Origin of the sequence: Siphonobacter sp. SORGH_AS_0500, from assembly GCF_002838835.1 — a bacterium.
In the GTDB taxonomy this organism is placed as follows: Bacteria; Bacteroidota; Bacteroidia; order Cytophagales; family Spirosomataceae; genus Siphonobacter.
On sequence record NZ_NHPP01000003.1, the window covers coordinates 95,772 to 116,707 of the forward strand.

The following is a 20,936-nucleotide window of genomic DNA, read 5'->3' on the forward strand; positions in this document are numbered from 1 at the left end:
AGTGTGAGCTAAAATTTCTTACTTTGCATACATTAATAAGGTAAGGAGTTTTGTACAATCCTATATCTTTATGGTATCCACCTAACCCATGCTTTATGCGTTTTTTTACCTACCTGTCTTTAGGTATTCTACTAGGCTTTTTCAACCCGGTCTTCGCTCAGGACGACGACGAAAGTAAATCTTCAGGATCTTATTATGTACAGGCCGCTACGACGGCTCTTTCTACGTCAGGACGAACTCCGTTCTGGTTGCAAACCAATCAATACGGAACCATTCCAATTAAACCCCAGGCTGGTTTATTCACGATCGGTGCTAAATACCACGTTCCCCTTTCGTCTCATACTCATCACTGGTCTGTGGATGGAGCTTTCGAAGGCCTTCTTCAAACGCAAAACCCTAATGTGAAAGGAATTATTACGGAAGGATATTTACGTCTGAACTTTAAAAACTGGGAATTATACGGGGGGCGAAAAAGAGAATACGTTGGTTTGTCAGATACCTTAACCGGGACGGGTTCTTTGAACTGGTCTGGTAACTCCCTGCCCATTCCTCAGATTCATCTCGGTACTAAAAAATTTGTCCCCGTTCCTTTGGTTGGCAAGTGGCTGAAATTCAAAGCCTATTTTGCCCACGGCTGGTTCGAAAACTATAATTCTTTTACCAAAGATGCTTACCTCCATCAAAAAGGATTTTACCTGAAATTTGGTAAGGAAAACTGGCTCATCAATTTGTATGGTGGATTAAGCCATTTTGTTCAGTGGGGCGGTTATGCTCCATCTCTGAAAGGCGACCCGGGCATTTTGTCTAAAGATGGGAAGTTCAATGGCTCCTGGTTTGCTTACTGGAATGGAGTGGTGCTGGCCAAAAGTATGCAGGTTAAATACGGGTATCAGGGGTATCCTTTTGATGATTTTATTTCGATTGACGTAAACCGGATCGGGAACCATTTAGGGACAGTGGACGCCGCACTTGAGGTGAAACATTGTGATTTTAACCTGTTTTTCTACCGTCAAAGTATGTTCGATGACGGCTCCCTATACTATCTCATTAATATTGATGATGGCTTGAATGGAGTGCGGTATATTAACCATATACAGCAGGCTTCAGACGTTCATTTGGAACGGGTTGGTTTTGAATACTTAAGCACGATTAGTCAGGGCGGAAATGACTTTATTATTGACGATCCTTTGAAAAGGGGCGGGGATAACTACTTTAATCACAGTCAGTATCAGGATGGATGGACGTATTTTGATCGTTCAATTGGAACCCCTTTCGTCCAGCCGGATAGTGATTTGAAAAAGGATATTCAGACCCATGTGCGTGGAATGCCCAACAACCGGGTTCAGGTCTTTAATCTTACCTTTCTGGGTAAATACAAAAAACGGACAACCTGGGAAATTCGCGGTTCTTACAGCCGGAATTTTGGCACTTATAATAACATGCGAGAAGAGCCTTACGTAAACGGCCCATTCAAACAATTTTCGGGCTTAATCCGCATAGGGGTAAAAATGCCCTGGCTCAGAGGAAGCGAGTTTTCAGGTGCTCTGGCTTACGACAAAGGCCAGATGTATGATGACACCTTCGGAGCCTATCTAAGTATCCGCAAAACGGGCTTAATCGGAAGAACTCGTTAGTAATATTCTATCCTATTTCATGCGTTTTGATTGCCTGGGTCATTAAGACTCAGGTAGTAAAAACGCATGACCCGTAACGGAACTACTGAAAGATACAGAGGATTAAAACATTATAAATAGTTACTAGTTCTGCTCTATACATAGTTTATGAATTAACCACTATTCGTTAATTATTCCTCCATTTAAATGTATCACAAACCCCTTCAACGAAGTATCTTCTTATTATTTTTTTGCAGCTTATGGGTACAGGCACAGGATACTACCAAATATCGCCCTTCAGGAACGTACTTTATTCAGCTCGCAACCACTGCTCTCTCTACCAGCAATCGCACAGCCTTTTGGTTACAGGCTAATCAATATGGGATTATTCCCTCAACGCCGCAGAATGCTCTACTTTCAGCCGGGGTATATTATGCCATTCCATTGTCAAAAAAATGGACTATTGATGCTGCGATAGCAGGTGTAGGTCAAAGTAATAATCCTGATTACAAGGGAATTATTTCAGAAGGATACCTGCGATTGAAGTTCAAGAAATGGGAACTGTACGGCGGACGTAAGCGGGAGTACATAGGGTTGTCAGATACACTGCTAGGGATGGGCTCCATGGTTTCTTCCACGAATGCCTTACCTATTCCACAGGTTCGATTTGGGACGTACGACTTTATACCCATTATTGGAAAGTGGTTTTGGGTAAAAGGGTATTGGGTTCATGGCTGGTTTGAGAATAGCCGCCCTTTTGTTAAAAACGCCCTCCTGCATCAGAAAGGATTGTACGTAAGATTAGGCGGAAACAAGTCCCCCCTCGTTTTACACGCCGGAGTTAACCATTCAGTACAATGGGGAGGGTACGCCGAAACATTCAGGCAAGATAACGGTGCCATGTCCCGCTATGGCTACTATGAGAATTCATGGCTGGGGTATCGTGGGGTTGTTAGCGGGATGAGTATGGCCGAGTACGCCGTTGCTCATCCCGGTCGGGTTATTGTTTTTGACCAAAATCGCGTTGGTAATCATCTGGGCACGATTGATTTAGGCCTACAGGTCAGATTCAAAGCATTTGATTTGTTTGCCTATCGGCAGATCATGTTTGAAGATGGCTCTTTATTTTATCGGCTACAGGCCGCCGATAGCTTCAACGGACTTCGCTGGCTTAATAAAAAACGATCTGATCCTGCGTTTTACCTGAGTCGAGTTACTGTAGAATTTCTGAGCACGATTGATCAGGGTGGAGCTGAATTTATGGATACGGATCCCAGAAAACGGGGGCGAGATAATTACTTCAATAACAGTCAGTATCAGGATGGCTGGATGTATTTTGGAAGAACACTTGGCACTCCATTTATCATTCCTGACAGTGAGCTAAAGAAAAGCGTGCGAAAAAATGCCCTGGGTTTCACCAATAATCGGGTAGAGGTAGGGCACCTGGGACTAGCGGGTCGGATTCATCGGAGAACCTCTTGGGAGTTAAAGCTTTCGGCCAGCCGGAATTACGGTACCTACATCATGCCTTATTATAAAACCCTAGACCAGTTTTCAGGATATTTACGCATCGGAACGCAGCTTAAATGGCTGAAAGGAGGAGAACTTAGCGGAGCTGTCGCCTATGATGACGGACGAATTCTGGATTCTACGTTAGGCGGATTTGTTAGTTTTCGTAAAACAGGGACTTTCTAATGAGAAGAGCGAAGAAATAGAATTCTTCGCTCTACATTGGTTAAAATGAGTTTACCCCTTTACACTGTTAATCAATGCTTTTGTTTTCCTTGGGTAGAGACGCGACTTCATCGCGTCTGGGTAGAGGCGATATTATTACATTAGTTGGATGAAAAGGCATTTTCATTATCCCTATAGTACTTTCATCTCCCAGCTAGACGCGATGAAGTCGCGTCTCTACTTGGGAAAAGGGACGGCCTCGTTTGGAGCCGTCCCTTTTCGTTACTAATCAATGCTTTTGTTTTCCTTGGGTAGAGACGCGACTTTATCGCGTCTGGGTAGAGGCAGTTTTACTACTACTTACACTCTTCTCATTTAGCTACCTACGTAATCATTCCGTTCAAAAACCCGGTTATTTTCACAACGTAGCATTCGCTGCGGAAACTTGCGAATCAGGTCAAAGTCGTGCGTAGCCATCAATACCGACATGCCCGATTTATTAATGGAAAGAAATAAACGCATGATTCTTCCGAAACTTCCGGGTCGAGGTTACCTGTAGGTTCATCGGCCAGTAAAATCTCAGGATCATTCAGCAGGGCCCGGGCAATGCCTACACGTTGCTGCTCGCCACCGGAAAGCTGATAGGGCATTTTATTCATGGAACTACTAAGACCTACCCGAATCAATACTTCGGCTATCCTGGTTTTCATTTTCATAGAATCCGTCCATCCCGTAGCTTTCAGCACAAACTCCAGATTTTGAGTGATGTTACGATCCATGAATAACTGAAAATCCTGGAAAACGATGCCTAATTTCCGACGTAAAAAAGGGATATTCGACCGACGGATGGAATTAAGCTCATACCCGGCAATCTGAGCTGAACCCTTCGTCAGGGGTAAGTCCGCATAAAGCGTTTTTAGTAAAGAACTTTTGCCACTGCCCGTTCTTCCAATCATATACACAAACTCGCCCTTACCAATGGCGAAGTTCACATTCTCCAGGATAAGCTTATTTCCCGCCTGGTAAATGTCCGCATTAATGACCTGAACAATGGGTTGATTCGTAAACGCTGTATTAATCATACACTAGTTTTTCAGTTTACTGTTTTCAGTCTTCGGTTTAGCTTGTAAACGAAAAATGAAACCGTTCCAGTTTGGGGGAACAAATGTAAGGTACTTTTAAAACAAACATTCAGACAAATAGTTTGCAAATTAAATACTGCGTCACTTTAACAAAAGTCAAAAGAATCGAATTTGACTCAATTCCGATAGCCCGCTTTGGAAAGCTCGTAGATACAGGCTAATTTTGTATGAAAATAAGTTACCCGTAATCGATTAGTTTACTGAGCGTTAGCAGTAATGAGCTGACTATTAACAAGTTTTGTTCACCCTTTTACACCTTTGAAACTAATCGTCTCTATCACTTTTTATTGTTAGGTCTTCGAATTAAGCTATGGAAGCTACGCAAACGTACATCCCTTACAAAGTAAAAGACATTTCGCTGGCCGAATGGGGTCGCAAAGAAATCCGCCTGGCCGAAGCTGAAATGCCAGGTCTGATGGCTATTCGTAAAGAATATGGTCCTCAGAAACCACTTGCTGGTGCTCGCATAGCCGGATGTCTGCACATGACGATTCAGACGGCTGTTTTGATTGAAACTTTAGTGGAACTGGGTGCCGAAGTAACCTGGTCTTCCTGTAATATTTTCTCAACGCAGGATCACGCTGCCGCAGCTATTGCCGCCGCAGGTGTTGCTGTTTATGCCTGGAAAGGCATGAACGAAGAGGAGTTCAACTGGTGCATCGAGCAGACTTTGTTCTTCGGCCCGGATCGCAAGCCTCTGAATATGATTCTGGATGACGGTGGCGATTTAACCAATATGGTTTTTGACGAATACACCGAGCTGATCGACGGCATCAAAGGTCTTTCTGAAGAAACTACTACGGGTGTTCACCGTTTGTACGAGCGTTTCCGTAAAGGAACCTTATATCTGCCCGCTATCAACGTAAACGATTCGGTAACGAAATCGAAATTTGATAACAAATACGGTTGTAAAGAGTCGCTGGTAGATGCCATTCGTCGTGGTACGGACTTAATGCTTGCGGGTAAAGTAGCCGTTGTTGCTGGTTATGGTGACGTAGGAAAAGGTTCTGCGGAATCACTTCGTGGAGCAGGTTGCCGCGTATTAGTGACCGAAATCGATCCTATTTGTGCTCTTCAGGCTGCTATGGATGGCTATGAAGTAGTAACCATGGACGACGCTGCTCCCCGGGCTAATATCTTCGTAACGGCTACGGGTAACGTTAACATCATTAAGGAGCGTCACTTCCGGGCGATGAAGGACAAGGCTGTTGTTTGTAACATTGGTCACTTCGATAACGAAATCGATATGGCCTGGTTGAACAGTGCTTACGGTTCTACCAAAACACAGATCAAACCACAGGTTGACCTGTACGAAATTGATGGTAAAGAAGTAATCGTATTGGCTGAAGGTCGTTTAGTGAACCTGGCGTTGCCATGGGTCACCCTTCTTTCGTGATGTCTAACTCGTTCTCGAACCAGACGCTGGCTCAGATCGAATTGTGGACGAACACTGATAAATACGAGAAGAAAGTATACGTGTTACCGAAACACCTGGATGAAAAAGTAGCGGCTCTTCACCTGGACCACATTGGTGCCAAACTGGAAAAGCTGGAGCCTGCTCAGGCTGAGTACATCGGCGTAACGGTAGAAGGTCCGTTTAAATCCGATCAGTATCGTTACTAATCGTATCGAAATGGATTGAAAAGCCAGGCTCTTGTATGAAAGGCCTGGCTTTTCTTTTTTTATTTGCACTGTGTTTGTGGTTTTGTGTTAGGTTAATGATTGACTTTTTCCTCCTTCATGAAAAAAATCATAGTTATACTCGGTTGTATGTTTCTGGCTATTTCCAAGGGCTGGTCGCAGGTATCACCGGAGGAAAATTTGCGGGCGAATCTGAATCAATTTCGTAGTAATTATGATGTAACTTACTATGAGCTTGAGGTAAAGGTTATACCTCAGACACAGTCGCTGGAAGGTACCGTAACGATGCATTTTCAGACACTCGAAAACCTTCTTCGCTTGCAGGTAGATCTGGATCAGAATCTGGAGGTTTCTACGATTACTTACCAAAAACACAAGCTAGCATTCAAGCGGCAGGATCGAGCTATTTTCGTTGATTTTCTGGAACCAATTCCCAAAGGAGAGCTAGCCTCGATTCGGATTGAGTATAAAGGTCGGCCTCCAATGACCCAGAACGCTCCTCAACAGGGCGGCTTCGACTGGCGGCAAAACCTATCGGGAAAAGACTGGATTGCCGTTTCTCCCCAGCAAACCGGAGGGAGTGGGTGGTGGCCCTGTAAGGATCATATTTCCGATCAGGCGGATTCCATGCGTATTAAAATAGCGGTTCCGAAGGAGTTAATAGCCGTTTCGAATGGCCGATTAACCAGCGTACTGAAAAATCGTTCGGATGGTTTCTGGTCGTATCAGTGGAAGGTGAGTGAGCCCATTCAGACGACGAATGTTATGCTGAGTATCAGCAATTACGTTCTCATCAAAGATACCTACGAGTCCGATGAATACGGAAATCTGGAGTTGAGTTACTACGTCTTACCCACTAACGAAGCCAAAGCCAGAGCTCACTTCAAGCAGGTAAAAACCATCTTACGAACGTACGAGCGGATTCTGGGAAAGTATCCTTTCTGGCGGGACGGATATACGGTTGTTGATACTCCGTTTCAGGGCGTCTATGCACACGGACTTATTCCTTACGCCAATTTTACCGGAATATTCCCGAACAAAACGTGGATTATACCCTGCTACACGGCACGGCTTCTCAGTATTTTGGTAATAGCATCAGCAATGAAAACGAGGCAGCTTTGTGGATTCCCGAAGCTTTTTCTACTTACGCGGAAGCCTTATTCATCGAACGCCGAAAGAGCTACGTAGATGCTCTGGAATACCTTAAGAAGTACCGAAAGAACATTAAAAATGCGGCTCCGTTGGCGAGCCTTTCCCCAACGGTTCAGATCCGTTCTGATCAGGACCCGGCTTATAAAGGAGCCTGGATCATCCATACGCTCCGAAAAATCGTTAACGATGATTCGGCATGGTATGCCCTTATGCGGGACATTCCCCAGCATTTTGCTCACCAGCTTATCACCAACGAAGCATTGGTACGCTATCTGAATCAGCAATCAGGGATCGACTGTACCCCTTTCTTCAATCATTACCTGTTTCAACTTGACCCGCCAGTGTTTGAGTTTATGGCGGTGGACAACCCCAGACGTTACAAGTTGACATACCGCTGGCGTTCGCGGGTACCGGGCTTTAAAATGCCGATGCGGGTAACCTTTGGCGATCGTTACCAAACGTTATACCCCACTCAGGAGTGGCAAACCATCACTTTACCCAAGCAGGATGGGCAGAAGTTTGTACTGGATATGGATCGGTTTTACGTGTTTGGAAATCACTTACCCCTGCCTGACTGAAGTTGGTACGGGATTTTCGAGCTTCCAGGGAAACTAAAGAAATACAGTTATGGCTGAAGTAAAAGAGTTATCCCAAAGCGAACAGATCGCCTTACTTAAAGATAAAATCAAAGAAGTGAAAGTGGCGATGTTAACCACCTTCAACGACGAGGAGGGGTTACGTAGCCGTCCCATGGCAACTACCGAAATGGAAGAGGATGGGACCTTATGGTTTTTTACGAAAGAACATTCCCGCAAAACGGACGAGGTCGAGCAGGATCATCGGGTAAGCGTATCCTACGCTGATCCCAACAGTAATACATACGTGAGCGTACAGGGACGGGCCAAAGTGGTTACGGACAAAGCAAAACTGGAAGAGCTTTACTCGCCGGTCCTGAAAGCCTGGTTCCCCGATGGTATAGATGACCCTGAGTTAGCTCTGCTGAAAGTAAATGTGGAAGAAGCTGAGTTCTGGGACAGTTCTTCCAACAAGCTGGTGAACGGTTTCCGAATGCTGAAAGCCGCCATCACCGGTACTAAATTTGAAAGTGGTCAGCACGGAACAGTAACTTTATAAAGTATGTAGCAAAGAGATCTGGTTACCAATCAGATCTCTTTTTATTACTTGTACCAATCAAAGTAGAAAGTGCTGCCAACGCCGGGGGTGGATTCGAGCCGGAATTTTCCGCCTTGTTCTTCCACTAACACTTTTAATATATTTAAGCCAACCCCTGTTTTGACGTCGCCCGTTTGCGAAGGCGTATCGTTGACGCCAAATAACTCGAAAAGACTATCTTGGCCTTCCTGCGTAATACCCGGACCGTTGTCCCTGACGTAAAATTCATAAGCATTAGGCATCTCGTGGCAACCCACCTCTACCAGTCCTTCGGCCTTATCATTATACTTGATTGCATTACTGATCAGATTCTGAAATACCTGCTGTAACTTCAGTTTCCGGGTAAAGAAAGTAGGCATTTCACCTTGGATGTTGGTCTTGATGGTTCGGGGAGGGAATAGCAATTTGAAAATCTGCTCTACCATTTCCTGCACATTGACCTCTTCAACGGTTTGCTCAGCCAAGCTTTTTCGGGAATAATCCAGAATTTCAGTAATCATGTTTGAAAGGTGATAGGTCGCCTTTTGGGACATGTCCATGTATTCCCGAAACTCTTCCTTACTCAAACTTCCGTCCTCGTATTGCATTTCCAGTAAAGAAAGCATACTGATAATGCCGTTCAGGGGGGACTTGAGGTCGTGAGCCACAATGTAGACGAAATTCTCTAGTTGCTTATTGGTTCGGCGAAGGGCATCCGCTGTGTTTTTCAGCTGATTCTGGTACCGGTATAACTTTTCGAAGACACTGACTTTGGCCTGGGTTACACGAATGTCAAGGGGTTTCTGGAGGTAATCAACTGCTCCCTCCCCGTACCCTTTCAGGACGTATTGCTGCTCTTTATTGAGAGCGGTAACGAAAATGATGGAAATATCCCGGGTTTTAGGGTTGGATTTCAGGATGCGAGCTACCTCGAATCCATCCATTTCGGGCATTTGTACGTCCAGCATAATAAGCCCGATCTGGGGGTTACGCAGGACTATTTTCAAAGCCTCATTTCCTGATAAAGCTTTTATAAAAACCCGATTATTCTGTGCCAACATTTCTTCCAGCGAAATCAGGTTTTCTTCCCGATCATCCACCAGAAGAATGACAAAATCAGTTAAGGAATCGGTATTGGTCATGAGGTAACTTATAGATTTATATAGAAAAAAGAGAGTTTATAAGCTCCGAAGGCTTCACTAAAGTCGCGTTGGGAACTAACTGGAGGCCTGCCAGGGGCATAGCCGGAAATGAACTGAATGCAGGGTTCTGAATAAAGGCCTGACCACCCATTTTAGCCAAATGAGCCAGGCCTTCGGCTCCGTCATGATTAGAGCCACTCAGCAAAATTCCGGCGGCCCGATGGGCATAGACATCGCCGGCACTTTCAAACGTAGGGTCCAGAGAGGGCCTGCTGTAATGGATGGTTTCCGAATAATCCAGACTAACACTTCGGTTATCTTCTACCAGTAAATGATAATTCTGAGGAGCCAGATAAACCTGATTCGGTAGAATCAGGTCTTTATCGTTCGGCTCGATAACCTTCGTATGTTTGTTTAAAATCAGCACCTTATCCATTTCACTGGGGCCGGATTTTTGTCGATGCAGCACCAGTATCAGGGCAAAAGGAAAGGTTTCAGGTAATTGTTCGAGGAGTTTTAAAACCACCGGAAAACATCCCGCTGAACCGCCTATCTCCGGTAGTATTTTCGTTCTCAAATCTACGGACGTTAGCTAGCTTTTACGTCTGAAAATCTTAGCTTCGTCTTTAATGGTATCAAATTTCGGACGTACATCCATAAATAACAAGGACTCTTTCATCCCCAGGGCCATGTATCCCAGCGGGACCAAACTGTCGTAAAACAAGTGTAAAACTCTGTTTTGTAAAGTCTTGTTGAAATAAATCAAAACATTTCGACAGCAAATAAGCTGAAATTCATTGAAAACCTGATCGGTTACCAGATTGTGTTGGGAGAAAAGTACGTTTTTCAACAAACTGGAATCCAGAATAACATGATCGCGTTTAGCTTCATAATAGGACGAAAAATCCTCCGTTCCGCCCGAGCGTAGGTAGTTCGCCGTGTACTCTTTCAGGGCGTTCAGCGGCATAATGCCCCGGCGGGCTTTTTCAAGATTCGCCGGATTCAGATCCGTTGCATAAATGCGGGTTCGGTCGAGTAAGCCAGCTTCCTTCAACAGAATCGCCATGGAAAAAACTTCTTCGCCCGTTGCACACCCAGCGTGCCAGATTTTAATAATCGGGTAGGAGGCCAGCCGTGGAATCACCGTTTCCCGCAGGGCCTTGTAAAAAATTGGATCCCGAAACATCTCGGTAACATTTACCGTCAGGGTTTGCAAAAACCAGTTAAAAAACGAAGGTTCGTTTAGTAAATGATGCTGCAAGTCGGAAACGGTTTTCACACTAGCGGCCTGCATGCAATGCTTGACCCGCCGGGTGAAAGAAGCTCGGGAGTAATCTCCAAAATCATAGCCGTATTGTTCTCGTATAATCTGAATAATATCGTCTATTTGTTCCGGTAGAATATCAATCCATTCATTCATAAATCGCTTTGGCTAATGCTTTTTCACAAGCCAACAGCTGGGTTAACCTTGTGAAAGCCAGACTCGTATTAGGGATAATAATTGTTTACTGTCAATGGGTTTAGTAATGTAATCAGAAGCCCCAGCCTCGATGCACTTCTCCCGATCTCCCTGCATAGCCTTGGCGGTTAGGGCAATAATGGGCAGTTTCTCGAAACGTTTGTTGGCCCGGATGTGCCGCATGGCTTCGTACCCGTCCATTTCCGGCATCATAATGTCCATCAGCACCAGCGTTGTATCGGGGTTATCTTCCAGCGATTCCAGCGATTCCCGACCATCACCAGCGGTAATCACATGCATTTCGTGTTCTTCCAGCAACGTGCTCAGGGAGAAGACATTCCGCATGTCATCATCGACCACCAAGATCTTTTTGCCCTTCAAAGCTTTTTCAGGAATAATGGCCTGAGCTTTGGGTAATACCGGCGGATTTTCTACTTTAAACAAAAACAGTTCCAGCTCGTCGAGCAGACGATCTTTAGCCAATTGGGAGTTCCGAATAATGACGTCTGACACCTTTTTCAATTTGGCTTCGTCGGCAGGTAATAAATCCTGATTCATGAACAAAATGGTCGGAATCCGCCGCGTACCCCGGGCTAGCTGAATGGACTGAAGGTTTTGAAAAGATTTTTCAGCCGAATCGCCTGCGTCCACCAGAATACTATGGAAATCCTGATTCATTAATCGGTTACAAGCTTCTTCAAGGGTGGTAACAAACTGCGTATGGATGTGATAGTCACGCTCTTCCAGCCATTTGCCAATGGAATTTTCCAGGGTTTTATTCTCCGTCAGAATCAATAACTTCTTCTCGTTGGAAGGAACCTCATCCGCAAACTGAGTAAATACTTCATTCAATGTATCATGAGCGGAGGCTTTATTCGTATAAGTTTCGGCTCCTTCGATTACTTCCCGTGGCTTGTCTTCCGAGGTAATGATATGAACGGGGATGGGTTTGAGAAGAGCATCACTTTTGAGGTATTTCAGCACTTCCCAGCCGCTAATGCCGGGTAACTGAATATCCAGTAAAATGGCTGACGGGAAAAATTTGCGGGCGTAATACAGCCCTTCTTCACCACTAATAGCCACGATGGTTTTATACCCTTTGGTACGGACGTAATCGCGTAGTAAATGAGCAAAAAGCGGATCGTCTTCAACGATTAAAACACTTCGGTCATGCGACTGGATCGAATCCCGGTCATCATGCACTACGTCCTGCTCTGTTCGGTGTTCAGGGAAAGTGACCTGTTCCAGCTCTGCTTCTTTTTCGGGAACGGGAACAGGCGTAGAGGCTTTGTAAGCCAGGGAAGGCAGGTAAAGTGTAAACTTACTTCCTTTGCCGACCGTGCTTTCTACGCGAATTTCCCCACCTAGCAGATGAGCCAGCTCTTTGCAAATGGATAATCCTAAGCCCGTTCCGCCGTATTTTCGGTTGGTTGAGCCATCGGCCTGCTGAAAGGCTTCAAAGATTAACTGCTGTTTTTCGGCGGGAATACCAATGCCGGAATCCTGAACACTTAGAGCCAGGACTTCACGGGCTTCGTTGAGGTTATGGGTAAAGAAACCATTGCGGGGTCGGATCAAATCAATGCTGAACTTGATCGTGCCTCCTGCTGGCGTAAATTTGAAGGCATTGGAAAGTAAATTCTTGATAATCTGCTCGATGCGTTGTTGATCGCTGGCAAAACTTTGTGGAGCCACTTCCCCACGAATGGCCTGGAACTGAATACTTTTTTCATCAGCTAATGCACCGAATAATTCCTGCATATTTCTCAGGATGTGAGCCGAATATACTTCCTCCTGAATAACGTCGACTTTCCCTGCTTCGATTTTCGATAAGTCCAGAACATCATTAATCAGGGTTAACAAATCATTACCCGATTTGAAAATGACCCGGGCGTGTTCCACCTGTTTTTCTGTCAGGTTACCGGGCTTATTATCCGCCAATAAACGGGCCAGAATCAGCACACTGTTCAGCGGTGTACGTAACTCATGCGACATGTTAGCGAGAAATTCCGACTTGTATTTACTCGTCATTTCCAGTTCACGAGCCTTGGAGGCGAGAGCCTGTCGGGCCGATTCCATGGCTTCGTTACGCTCTTCGAGTTCAGCGTTAACCTGCCGCAATTCTTCTTCCTGTACCCGCATTTCCTCTTCCGAAGCTTGAAGAGCTTCGGTTTGACGGGTTAATTCTTCATTCGTTTCCCGCAGGTAGTTCTGCTGGTCTTCCAGTACTTTCTTCTGCTCCTGAACCTGCGTAAGTAACAGATTATTGGCCTCCTGAATCAAACTGGCATCCAGAGCAACGGCAATGTTATCTTCTACCGTTTGTAATAAAGCCAGAGCCGCCTCACTGAAAGGCTGGAACGAAGCTAGCTCAATGATCCCTTTTAGTTTATGATCTACCCATAAAGGCACAAAGACCAATTCTCCCGGAAGAGCCGAACCTAGCCCTGCTTCCAGACGCCAGAAGTCAGCCGGAACCTGATTCAAGTGTTGTAAGTGCTTACGCTGAGCAGCTTTGCCAATTAATCCGGCTCCTAAAAGGTATTCGATGGGAGCATTCTGAGGAAGACCAATGGCGGCTTTGCGTAATAATTTATCTCCCTCAACCACATACAATGATGCAGCCTGAATATTCAGGTATGAAACCAACTCATTAATCACCGTATTCGTCAGGGATTCTGTATTATGCGTAACGTGTAAACTGTCATTAATCATGGAAACGCCCGTTAATAACCAGTTTTCTGTTCGGCTTCATCGTTAAGTTTGGAAACCACATCCAACTTAAGGCTCAACTCCTTCTGGGTAGCCTGACGTTGTTTTAATTCTGCTAAAATCAAATAGATGAATAAGGAGGCAATGAGGATGGCGATGGCCATGGAAATCAGAATCGTAATGGCCGCCACCCGAAAAGCCGAAGCCTGAGTGGCCTGCCGTTCTTTCAGTAGGTTTTCCTCAATGCTTATCATCTTATCAATGCCCGAACGAATGGCATTGATGCGAGTACTTTCGTCATTGATGGTTTTGAGGTTATGGATTGAATTTTCTGGCAGCGACCAGAACCTAAGGATTGCTTGTAAGGCATCCTCAATTCTGGAAAGGTGAACGGTCTGAGCGGCGTTGTCAGCCATCAGTTGCTCCAACGTCTTGATTTGAGCTTCCAGTTGTTTATGAGCAAGGGTAAACTCCTTCGTGGAGTTTTTATTGAGCGGATTAACCCGTCGATCCCGCTGAGCTACGTGCATTTTCTGAAGTAGGTGGCGGGAATTTTCCAGGTGGTTGATTGTTTGATAGGTATGGGTAACCCAATCGGAGTCTTCCGCTTGTTTCAGAAACGTGCGATAAGTAAAGACTCCCACCACAATTAATAGGGAAATTCCAAGAATAAAAATTAAATTAACTTTACTTTTAGCAGATATCGAATTCATAAACCAGGCTCTGAGAAGAAAGGATTACTGAGGGAAGTACACCATCAGAACGGCAAATTACGCACGAGGTAAACATTTGTGAAGGAAAGCAAAAGGTATTTTAGTAAAATCGTAGAAAATAGGTAGATTGCTGTCTATAATCTGCTCAACGATTATCAATTGCATCTACCGGAGATTATTTTGTATTTAAGTAGAGAATTGATAGTACAAGCGATTCATCCAGCGGATCTGTTGAAGAAATTTTCATGCGTAAACAGCATGATTTTGAAGCATTCAACCAGAAAAGAATCGATTGATCGTAGGCTCTGACCTTGTTCGTATGAATTATAAATCTCCTTCGATAGTAATAGCTGAAGACGAGGCTTTGACGCTAAAGATGTTAACCTATCGTCTGCAAAAAGAAGGCTTTGAAGTACGTTCGGCATCGGATGGCAAGCAAGCTTTGGCATTACTAAGTGAGTCTACACCCGATCTGGTATTGACCGACTTGCTTATGCCCCATCACACAGGTATTGAGGTCTTAACGTATGTAAAAGAGCAGCTGGGGAACGACATTCCGGTAATCATATTATCGGGTCTAGGGCAGGAAGCCAGTGTTGCCGAGGCTATGCGTTTAGGGGCCGCCGGATACCTCGAAAAACCCGTTAATCCCAATGATCTGATTCGTATCATCAGGAAGATAGTACAGGAAGTACTTTCCTAAACACAACAAAGGCCCGATCAATGTCGGGCCTTTGTTGTGTTTAGGAAAAAGCAATTAATCACGTAAATCAATCACTTCTACGCCTGGGTATCTGGCTTTATTGAAGGTGAATTGATTATCTGCCACTGCTACATTAGGTGTAAACTTGCTAATTTTGAAATGCTGTACCCGGCCCGATTTATCCGTAATTTGCCAGCCTTTGAGCGTGTTATCTTTCTGAGAAATCGTCAGTCGTACTTTAGATACATTCGAAGACTTCCCTTTGTTTGGCGTTAGGTCAATTACTGCGTTACCAGCTTTTCCTGCTTCCACCAGTTTATAACTGTACCCATTTTTGTAGATGTTGTAAATATTCGCCGGACTGAATTCATTACTGGCCGGATCGTTGGTGGAGATATTCACCTCATTGGCCTCTTTCACGTAAGTAGCCACGGTCTTGCCATCATTAAAAACTTCCTGGCCGGCTAGTTTCAGGTGATATTTTCCTCCTTTAGTCGTGATGACTCCCGCGTCTGAACCATAGTTAAAGGCCGCAGTGAAGGAAGAAAAAGACTGATATTTTTTGCTCATGGCATCCAGAATCGCAGCGGCTTTGGCATCCTGGGCCTGGCTAACGATTGGAGAAATGAGTAGGAGGGTTGCAACAAACAGACGTTGAATATTCATGGTATATCGTTTCATGGATTACAGAAAGTAACGGAATGGGCCATTACTTGGTTTTGGGGAAATGTTAAAAATTGTGAACCAACGGATGGTTACACATAAATAGCCACGGACGTTCATCCGTGGCTATTTGAAGTCTTCTGAAAAGAGAAGGATTATAATCGCAATTCTTTAAATAACTCCTCCAGCCGTTCTTCGCTTTGAATCAAAACTTCGCGGGCTTTTGAACCTTCAAAGGGACCGACCACGCCCGTAGCTTCCAACTGATCCATGATACGGCCCGCCCGGTTATACCCGAGTTTCATTTTCCGTTGAATCAGAGAAGTAGAGCCTTGCTGATGAATAACAATCAGTCGGGCCGCGTCTTTATACATTGGATCGAGCTGAGCAAGATCTACATTTTTCTCTTCATTACCGGATTCGTCACCCTCAAATTCAGGCAATAAGTAGGCATCCGAATATCCCTGCTGTTCGCCAATGAAATCGCAAATCGCATCTACTTCGGGCGTATCCACGAAAGCACATTGCAGACGCGTCATGTCCGAGCCTTGCAGGAAGAGCATATCGCCCTGGCCTACGAGCTGATCTGCTCCGCTGGTATCCAGAATCGTCCGAGAATCGACTTTCTGGGTTACCTTGAAAGACAAACGAGCCGGGAAGTTAGCTTTGATTTTACCCGTAATAATATCCACCGAAGGACGCTGCGTAGCAACAATCAGGTGAATGCCAATGGCCCGAGCCAACTGAGCCAGACGAGCAATGGGCGTTTCTACCTCTTTTCCCGCGGTCATCATTAAGTCCGCTAGCTCATCAATCACCAACACGATGTACGGTAGAAAACGGTGCCCTTTTTCGGGATTCAGACGACGTTCAATGAACTTCTGATTGTATTCTTTCAGGTTCCGGCAACCGGCGTTTTTGAGTAACTCATACCGCGAATCCATTTCCACGCAAAGCGAATTGAGCGTGTAAATAACTTTCTTGGTATCTGTAATAATAGCGTCTTCCGTACCAGGTAATTTCGCAAGGAAGTGTCGCTCGATTTTACTGAACAAACTTAACTCCACCTTCTTCGGATCGACCAATACCAGTTTGAGCTGAGAAGGGTGTTTTTTGTAGAGTAAAGAAGCCAGAATAACGTTCATCCCTACTGACTTACCCTGTCCGGTAGCCCCGGCAATGAGTAAGTGAGGCATCTTTGCCAGATCGGTTACAAAGATTTCGTTGGAAATGGTTTTGCCTAGAACCACGGGTAACTCAGCCGTTGATTTCTGGAATTTCTCGCTTGCCACTACCGCCCGAATACTAACCATTTCGCGGTTTTTGTTCGGAACTTCAATGCCAATCGTTCCCTTTCCGGGCATCGGAGCAATAATCCGAATTCCCAAAGCTGCCAGCGACAGGGCAATATCATCTTCCAGCGACTTAATCCGGGAGATTTTTACCCCTGCCGAAGGAATGATTTCATACAGGGTAACGGTTGGCCCTGGCGTAGCTTTAATACTGGCAATACTAATGCCGTAGTCACTCAGGGTGCGAACGATGGTATCTTTTTTCGACTTTAATTCCTCCTCCGAAACCTGAGCTTTATCCGGAGCATATTCCTTCAACAGGTCAACTCCTGGATACTCATACCGAGCCAAATCAAGCGTTGGATCGTATAAACCCAGTTCCTTGATTAGATTTTCGTTGGGCTTAGTATCGAGTTTTTCAATTTTCTTCTGAGGTAATATTTCTTCTGCCGGAACCTGTTCGATGATAAAATCTGGCTCGGCATTTCCTGCCTTGGGGGTGGATTTATTTCCGCTACCATTGACCGTTACCGGAGGAATATAGGCTTCTACTTCCTCGAAAGCAGGCTCCGGTTCGGGCTCGACTTCAGGTTTCAGCTCTACGGGCAGACGAACGGGCGTTTCCAGCACCCGTCGGGCATCCTCAGCCAGACGATTTACTTTTTCCAGCTGAATCTGCTCCAGATCCTCTTCGGGTTCTTCTGGCTCTGGTTCTTCTTCGATTTCTATTTTGGGTTCCACCGCAAACGGTATACGGGGGGCAGGTTTAGGAATTTCCTTTGCAACCGGAGTGGGTTTTTCTGTTTCCGGTTCTAGCTCTTCTTCCTCCTCTGTTTCTTCTAATTCCTTGAATAAATTTTTAAACGGATTACTGATGCTGGGCTTCGGAACCTTCATTCCTTCGACTTTCTCGGCAACGTGTTCCAGTGAATCAACCCGGTAGAAATAAATCACAAAAACAAACAAGCTTGCCGCAATGACTGCAATAGAGCCCCAACCAATTAAATTATAAAGTAACTGGTTGATTAATAGGCCAATGCCGCCGGAAAGTGTGCTGAGGTTTGCCTGAGAATTGGAGTATAACACCACAAAGCCCAGAACTGAACTAACCCAGAGCGTATAGAAAATGGCCTGATAGGTTAACCGCTTTAACGGAAAAATTTCCCGGGCAAAAGTCATTTTTATACCCGCCACCAGTAATACCGGAATGATCAGAAAAGAAGCGATTCCGAACCATTGGAACACGAAAAAATGAGCAACAACGGCTCCGGTTAAACCCAGCCAGTTTTGTACTTTTTGCCCGGATTCGTGAATGGAGGTCTTGAAAGCAGAGCCCACAACGCTCTGATCGGCCTCACCCGAAATGAGGTACGAGAAAAAAGCCAGAAACAGTAATACCGAAAGTAATATGGTCAATCCTCCTACGACCAGCCGCGTACTGGGTCCAGGGGCTTTGGGCTTAAAGCTTTTAGCGGCTAGACTAGCTGGTTTTGAGGAAGATTTTTTAGCAGAATCTACCTTTTTTGCCATGTATGGATACTAATAATAAAGCGAAACCCTAGAAATGAACTAGCGTTATCAGTGGGAGGAACGGTCTGATTTAAGATCGAAAATTTACAAAAGTAAACTGGCGAAATGAATTTATGTTCCAGATAAATTTTAATTAAGCGGGATTCTGTAGTAAATACTTACAAATTCGCTTCACCAGACCCGGGCCTTCGTAAATGAAACCCGTATAGACCTGTACCAAACTGGCTCCGGCCTGAAGTTTTTCCCAGGCATCTTCCGGTGAATGAATCCCGCCAACGCCGATGATGGGAAACGAGCCACCTGAGTGCTGGTGTAAGTAACGAATGACTTCCGTAGAACGATTCCGAACGGGTTTACCGGATAATCCGCCTGCTCCGATGCTTTCAATTACGGAAGCAGGCGTTTTTAGGTTTTCTCTGGAAATCGTCGTGTTGGTGGCAATGACTCCGGCAATGCCGCTGGTTTGTACAATTTCAATGATATCATCCAACTGACTATCCGTCAGATCTGGAGCAATTTTCAGCAGAATAGGCTTGGGTTTGGCCTGTTTCAGGTTTTCTGTTTGCAGGGTAATTAACAATTCCGTCAGTGGTTCTTTTTCCTGAAGGGCCCGTAAGTTAGGCGTATTGGGCGAACTTACGTTTACCACAAAGTAATCCACCGTTTCCTTCAAATCGTGAAAACAGGCCAAATAATCCTGAACGGCATTTTCGTTGGGCGTTACCTTATTCTTACCAATGTTTCCGCCAATTAATACCTTACTTTTCCGGCGTTTGAGTTTCTCGGCAGCTACCCGGGCTCCTTTGTTATTGAAACCCATGCGATTAATTATACCCTGATCAGCTTTCACGCGAAACAAACGAGGCTTGTCATTACCGGGCTGAGGGCGGGGCGTTACCGTGCCCATCTCAATAAATCCAAAACCCAGGTCTGCGAGTTCGTCTATCAATTCGGCATTTTTATCGAACCCAGCTGCTAGTCCAACGGGGTTTGGAAAGCGTAATCCGAAAACTTCGCGTTCCAGCCGGGGATCTTTTATCGTAAAAAACTGACGGGTTAATGCGGATACAAAAGGTATCTTGGCACTAAATTTCAGTACGTTGAATGTAAAGTAATGAACCTGTTCAGGATCGAAGCAGAAGAGAATGGGGCGAATCAGAGCTTGGTACATGGGACAAAAATACGCACTTTGTAGCTATGAAATCGTTGTTAGTGCTTTTCGTTTTAGTGACTTTTCCTAATTTTCTCTTTGCCCAGGGAACACTCAAGGGCCGGGTAATTAATGCTGAAGACCAGAAACCCCTGCCTTTTGCTAACGTTTTTCTGGCGAACACCACCAAAGGAACGACTACTTCCGATGCGGGTGCATTTACCCTGACCCAGATTCCCGCCGGAACGCAGGAGTTAGTGGTTTCTTACGTTGGTTTTCAAACGCAAACGCTTCGCATCGAAGCCAATAACTCAGAGCAAAGCCTGGAAATCAAGCTCAAACCTAACCCTAACCAGTTAGCAGAAATTAAAATTAAATCAAAACTAGACAAAAACTGGAATCAGCGTTACGAGCAGTTCACGAGCTTATTTCTGGGAACGACGGAAAATGCCAGAAGAACAAAAATTCTGAATCCTGAAGCGGTCTGGATTAATGAAGATTCAACCAAAACCTGGATAACCGTAGGCAGTCGAGAGCCTCTGCTGATTGAATGTCCGGCTCTGGGGTATCGAATTAAATACCAACTGGAAGGCTTTGCCTATCACCAGAAACAGGGGTATTTATCATACATCGGTTACCCGGTTTACGAAGAAATGACGCCTAAACGAAGCTCTGATTCGACCACCTGGCAAAAAAATCGGGCGATGGCTTACTACGGTTCGTTAACCCATTTTTTGCGATCGATACATGAAGGCAAAATGGAAGAGGAGGGTTTTAAAATTCAGCAAATGGTGGAGTTGAAGAGTTCGCCGCTGAATGCCTTACTCTGGCAGAGTGAAAAACTCAGCAATCCTGTCCTCACGGGCTTTGAACGGTATAAAGTAATTCCCGAATTTCAACCCGCTTCGGCCATTGTGGTTGCCCGGTTGTCTACCAAAGAACAAACCATTTTAAGTTTTCAGGGGGGCTTGCAGGTAAGCTATGTGGAGAAGAAGAATCGAAGTGCTGCCGGAGAGGTCAATAGCCGGAGAGACCAGATAAGCGTGGTTGAGTTGATGAGCCAGATGGTAAAGATCAAGCCTAACGGACAATTTTTCCCGGTAATGGACCTGCTGGTTTCGGGGGCCTTTTCGCATCAGAAAGTAGCTGACTCCTTACCGTTTGATTACGTACCTACCGAGTTACCCTGAACGATTCG

The 20,936-nt window shown here is 45.1% G+C and carries 15 protein-coding genes and 2 pseudogenes; 8 read left to right on the plus strand and 9 right to left on the minus strand.

All coding sequences use genetic code 11. The annotated features are described in order from the left end of the window. Positions 1 to 95: 95 nt before the first annotated feature. The gene (locus BWI96_RS04180; protein ID WP_106635440.1) at positions 96 to 1,634 is read left to right on the plus strand and encodes a capsule assembly Wzi family protein; all 1,539 of its coding nucleotides are present in this window, start codon (positions 96 to 98) and stop codon (positions 1,632 to 1,634) included. 186 nt (positions 1,635 to 1,820) lie between these two features. Then, the gene (locus tag BWI96_RS04185; RefSeq protein WP_106635441.1) at positions 1,821 to 3,308 is read left to right on the plus strand and encodes a capsule assembly Wzi family protein; all 1,488 of its coding nucleotides are present in this window, start codon (positions 1,821 to 1,823) and stop codon (positions 3,306 to 3,308) included. A gap of 354 nt (positions 3,309 to 3,662) precedes the next feature. On the opposite strand, the pseudogene BWI96_RS04190 reads toward BWI96_RS04185, so the two are convergent. Beyond that, positions 3,663 to 4,369, minus strand: a pseudogene (locus BWI96_RS04190) (cell division ATP-binding protein FtsE). 370 nt (positions 4,370 to 4,739) lie between these two features. Between BWI96_RS04190 and ahcY the strand changes: the two are divergent. From ahcY to BWI96_RS04210, 4 genes and pseudogenes are all read left to right on the plus strand, one after another. Next, a pseudogene (gene ahcY / locus BWI96_RS04195) lies at positions 4,740 to 6,052 on the plus strand (adenosylhomocysteinase). Between the two features lie 117 nt (positions 6,053 to 6,169). After that, complete coding sequence (locus BWI96_RS04200) at positions 6,170 to 7,258, plus strand: hypothetical protein (protein ID WP_106635442.1); 1,089 nt, start codon at positions 6,170 to 6,172, stop codon at positions 7,256 to 7,258. Next, complete coding sequence (locus BWI96_RS04205) at positions 7,165 to 7,800, plus strand: hypothetical protein (RefSeq protein WP_232793584.1); 636 nt, start codon at positions 7,165 to 7,167, stop codon at positions 7,798 to 7,800. Before BWI96_RS04200 ends, BWI96_RS04205 begins: the two co-directional genes overlap by 94 nt. A 49-nt stretch (positions 7,801 to 7,849) precedes the next feature. Then, a complete protein-coding gene (locus BWI96_RS04210) occupies positions 7,850 to 8,356 on the plus strand; it encodes a pyridoxamine 5'-phosphate oxidase family protein (RefSeq protein WP_106635444.1) in 507 nt (168 codons plus the stop codon). 44 nt (positions 8,357 to 8,400) lie between these two features. On the opposite strand, the gene BWI96_RS04215 is transcribed toward BWI96_RS04210, so the two are convergent. Genes BWI96_RS04215 through BWI96_RS04235 form a run of 5 tightly spaced genes read right to left on the minus strand, consistent with a single transcriptional unit; the run spans position 8,401 to position 14,400 of the window. Next, positions 8,401 to 9,516, minus strand: coding sequence for an ATP-binding protein (locus tag BWI96_RS04215; RefSeq protein ID WP_106635445.1), 1,116 nt, complete (start codon positions 9,514 to 9,516; stop codon positions 8,401 to 8,403). A 16-nt stretch (positions 9,517 to 9,532) separates the two neighbouring features. Beyond that, positions 9,533 to 10,093 (minus strand): chemotaxis protein CheB, encoded by a 561-nt coding sequence (locus BWI96_RS04220; RefSeq protein WP_106635446.1) that lies wholly within the window; start codon positions 10,091 to 10,093, stop codon positions 9,533 to 9,535. 15 nt (positions 10,094 to 10,108) lie between these two features. Further along, a complete protein-coding gene (locus BWI96_RS04225; protein ID WP_106635447.1) occupies positions 10,109 to 10,936 on the minus strand; it encodes a protein-glutamate O-methyltransferase CheR in 828 nt (275 codons plus the stop codon). 42 nt (positions 10,937 to 10,978) lie between these two features. Continuing rightward, positions 10,979 to 13,690 carry a response regulator gene (locus tag BWI96_RS04230; RefSeq protein ID WP_106635448.1) on the minus strand — a complete coding sequence of 904 codons (2,712 nt, stop codon included), beginning with the start codon at positions 13,688 to 13,690 and terminating at the stop codon, positions 10,979 to 10,981. A gap of 11 nt (positions 13,691 to 13,701) precedes the next feature. Further along, the gene (locus BWI96_RS04235; RefSeq protein ID WP_106635449.1) at positions 13,702 to 14,400 is read right to left on the minus strand and encodes a CHASE3 domain-containing protein; all 699 of its coding nucleotides are present in this window, start codon (positions 14,398 to 14,400) and stop codon (positions 13,702 to 13,704) included. A gap of 319 nt (positions 14,401 to 14,719) precedes the next feature. Here BWI96_RS04235 and BWI96_RS04240 point away from each other — a divergent pair, with 319 nt between their 5' ends. Further along, complete coding sequence (locus BWI96_RS04240) at positions 14,720 to 15,103, plus strand: response regulator (RefSeq protein WP_106635450.1); 384 nt, start codon at positions 14,720 to 14,722, stop codon at positions 15,101 to 15,103. 54 nt (positions 15,104 to 15,157) lie between these two features. On the opposite strand, the gene BWI96_RS04245 is transcribed toward BWI96_RS04240, so the two are convergent. The 3 genes from BWI96_RS04245 to BWI96_RS04255 form a co-directional block, all read right to left on the minus strand. Then, on the minus strand, positions 15,158 to 15,784 hold the full coding sequence (locus BWI96_RS04245) for an outer membrane lipoprotein carrier protein LolA (RefSeq protein WP_232793573.1): 627 nt from the start codon (positions 15,782 to 15,784) through the stop codon (positions 15,158 to 15,160). A gap of 137 nt (positions 15,785 to 15,921) precedes the next feature. Beyond that, complete coding sequence (locus BWI96_RS04250) at positions 15,922 to 18,588, minus strand: DNA translocase FtsK (RefSeq protein WP_106635452.1); 2,667 nt, start codon at positions 18,586 to 18,588, stop codon at positions 15,922 to 15,924. 133 nt (positions 18,589 to 18,721) lie between these two features. Continuing rightward, on the minus strand, positions 18,722 to 19,759 hold the full coding sequence (locus BWI96_RS04255) for a quinone-dependent dihydroorotate dehydrogenase (protein ID WP_106635453.1): 1,038 nt from the start codon (positions 19,757 to 19,759) through the stop codon (positions 18,722 to 18,724). Between the two features lie 26 nt (positions 19,760 to 19,785). Here BWI96_RS04255 and BWI96_RS04260 point away from each other — a divergent pair, with 26 nt between their 5' ends. Next, a complete protein-coding gene (locus tag BWI96_RS04260) occupies positions 19,786 to 20,928 on the plus strand; it encodes a carboxypeptidase-like regulatory domain-containing protein (RefSeq protein ID WP_106635454.1) in 1,143 nt (380 codons plus the stop codon). The last annotated feature ends 8 nt before the right edge of the window (positions 20,929 to 20,936 follow it).

What these genes read in the sequence shown, in the direction of transcription:
- BWI96_RS04255 (WP_106635453.1), bottom strand. Translation starts at nt 19,759, where the DNA reads ATGTACCAAGCTCTGATTCGCCCCATTCTCTTCTGCTTCGATCCTGAA.
- BWI96_RS04225 (WP_106635447.1), bottom strand. Translation starts at nt 10,936, where the DNA reads ATGAATGAATGGATTGATATTCTACCGGAACAAATAGACGATATTATT.
- BWI96_RS04180 (WP_106635440.1), top strand. Translation starts at nt 96, where the DNA reads ATGCGTTTTTTTACCTACCTGTCTTTAGGTATTCTACTAGGCTTTTTC.
- BWI96_RS04200 (WP_106635442.1), top strand. Translation starts at nt 6,170, where the DNA reads ATGAAAAAAATCATAGTTATACTCGGTTGTATGTTTCTGGCTATTTCC.
- BWI96_RS04240 (WP_106635450.1), top strand. Translation starts at nt 14,720, where the DNA reads ATGAATTATAAATCTCCTTCGATAGTAATAGCTGAAGACGAGGCTTTG.
- BWI96_RS04245 (WP_232793573.1), bottom strand. Translation starts at nt 15,784, where the DNA reads ATGAAACGATATACCATGAATATTCAACGTCTGTTTGTTGCAACCCTC.
- BWI96_RS04185 (WP_106635441.1), top strand. Translation starts at nt 1,821, where the DNA reads ATGTATCACAAACCCCTTCAACGAAGTATCTTCTTATTATTTTTTTGC.
- BWI96_RS04210 (WP_106635444.1), top strand. Translation starts at nt 7,850, where the DNA reads ATGGCTGAAGTAAAAGAGTTATCCCAAAGCGAACAGATCGCCTTACTT.
- BWI96_RS04215 (WP_106635445.1), bottom strand. Translation starts at nt 9,516, where the DNA reads ATGACCAATACCGATTCCTTAACTGATTTTGTCATTCTTCTGGTGGAT.
- BWI96_RS04235 (WP_106635449.1), bottom strand. Translation starts at nt 14,400, where the DNA reads ATGAATTCGATATCTGCTAAAAGTAAAGTTAATTTAATTTTTATTCTT.
- BWI96_RS04230 (WP_106635448.1), bottom strand. Translation starts at nt 13,690, where the DNA reads ATGATTAATGACAGTTTACACGTTACGCATAATACAGAATCCCTGACG.
- BWI96_RS04250 (WP_106635452.1), bottom strand. Translation starts at nt 18,588, where the DNA reads ATGGCAAAAAAGGTAGATTCTGCTAAAAAATCTTCCTCAAAACCAGCT.
- BWI96_RS04260 (WP_106635454.1), top strand. Translation starts at nt 19,786, where the DNA reads ATGAAATCGTTGTTAGTGCTTTTCGTTTTAGTGACTTTTCCTAATTTT.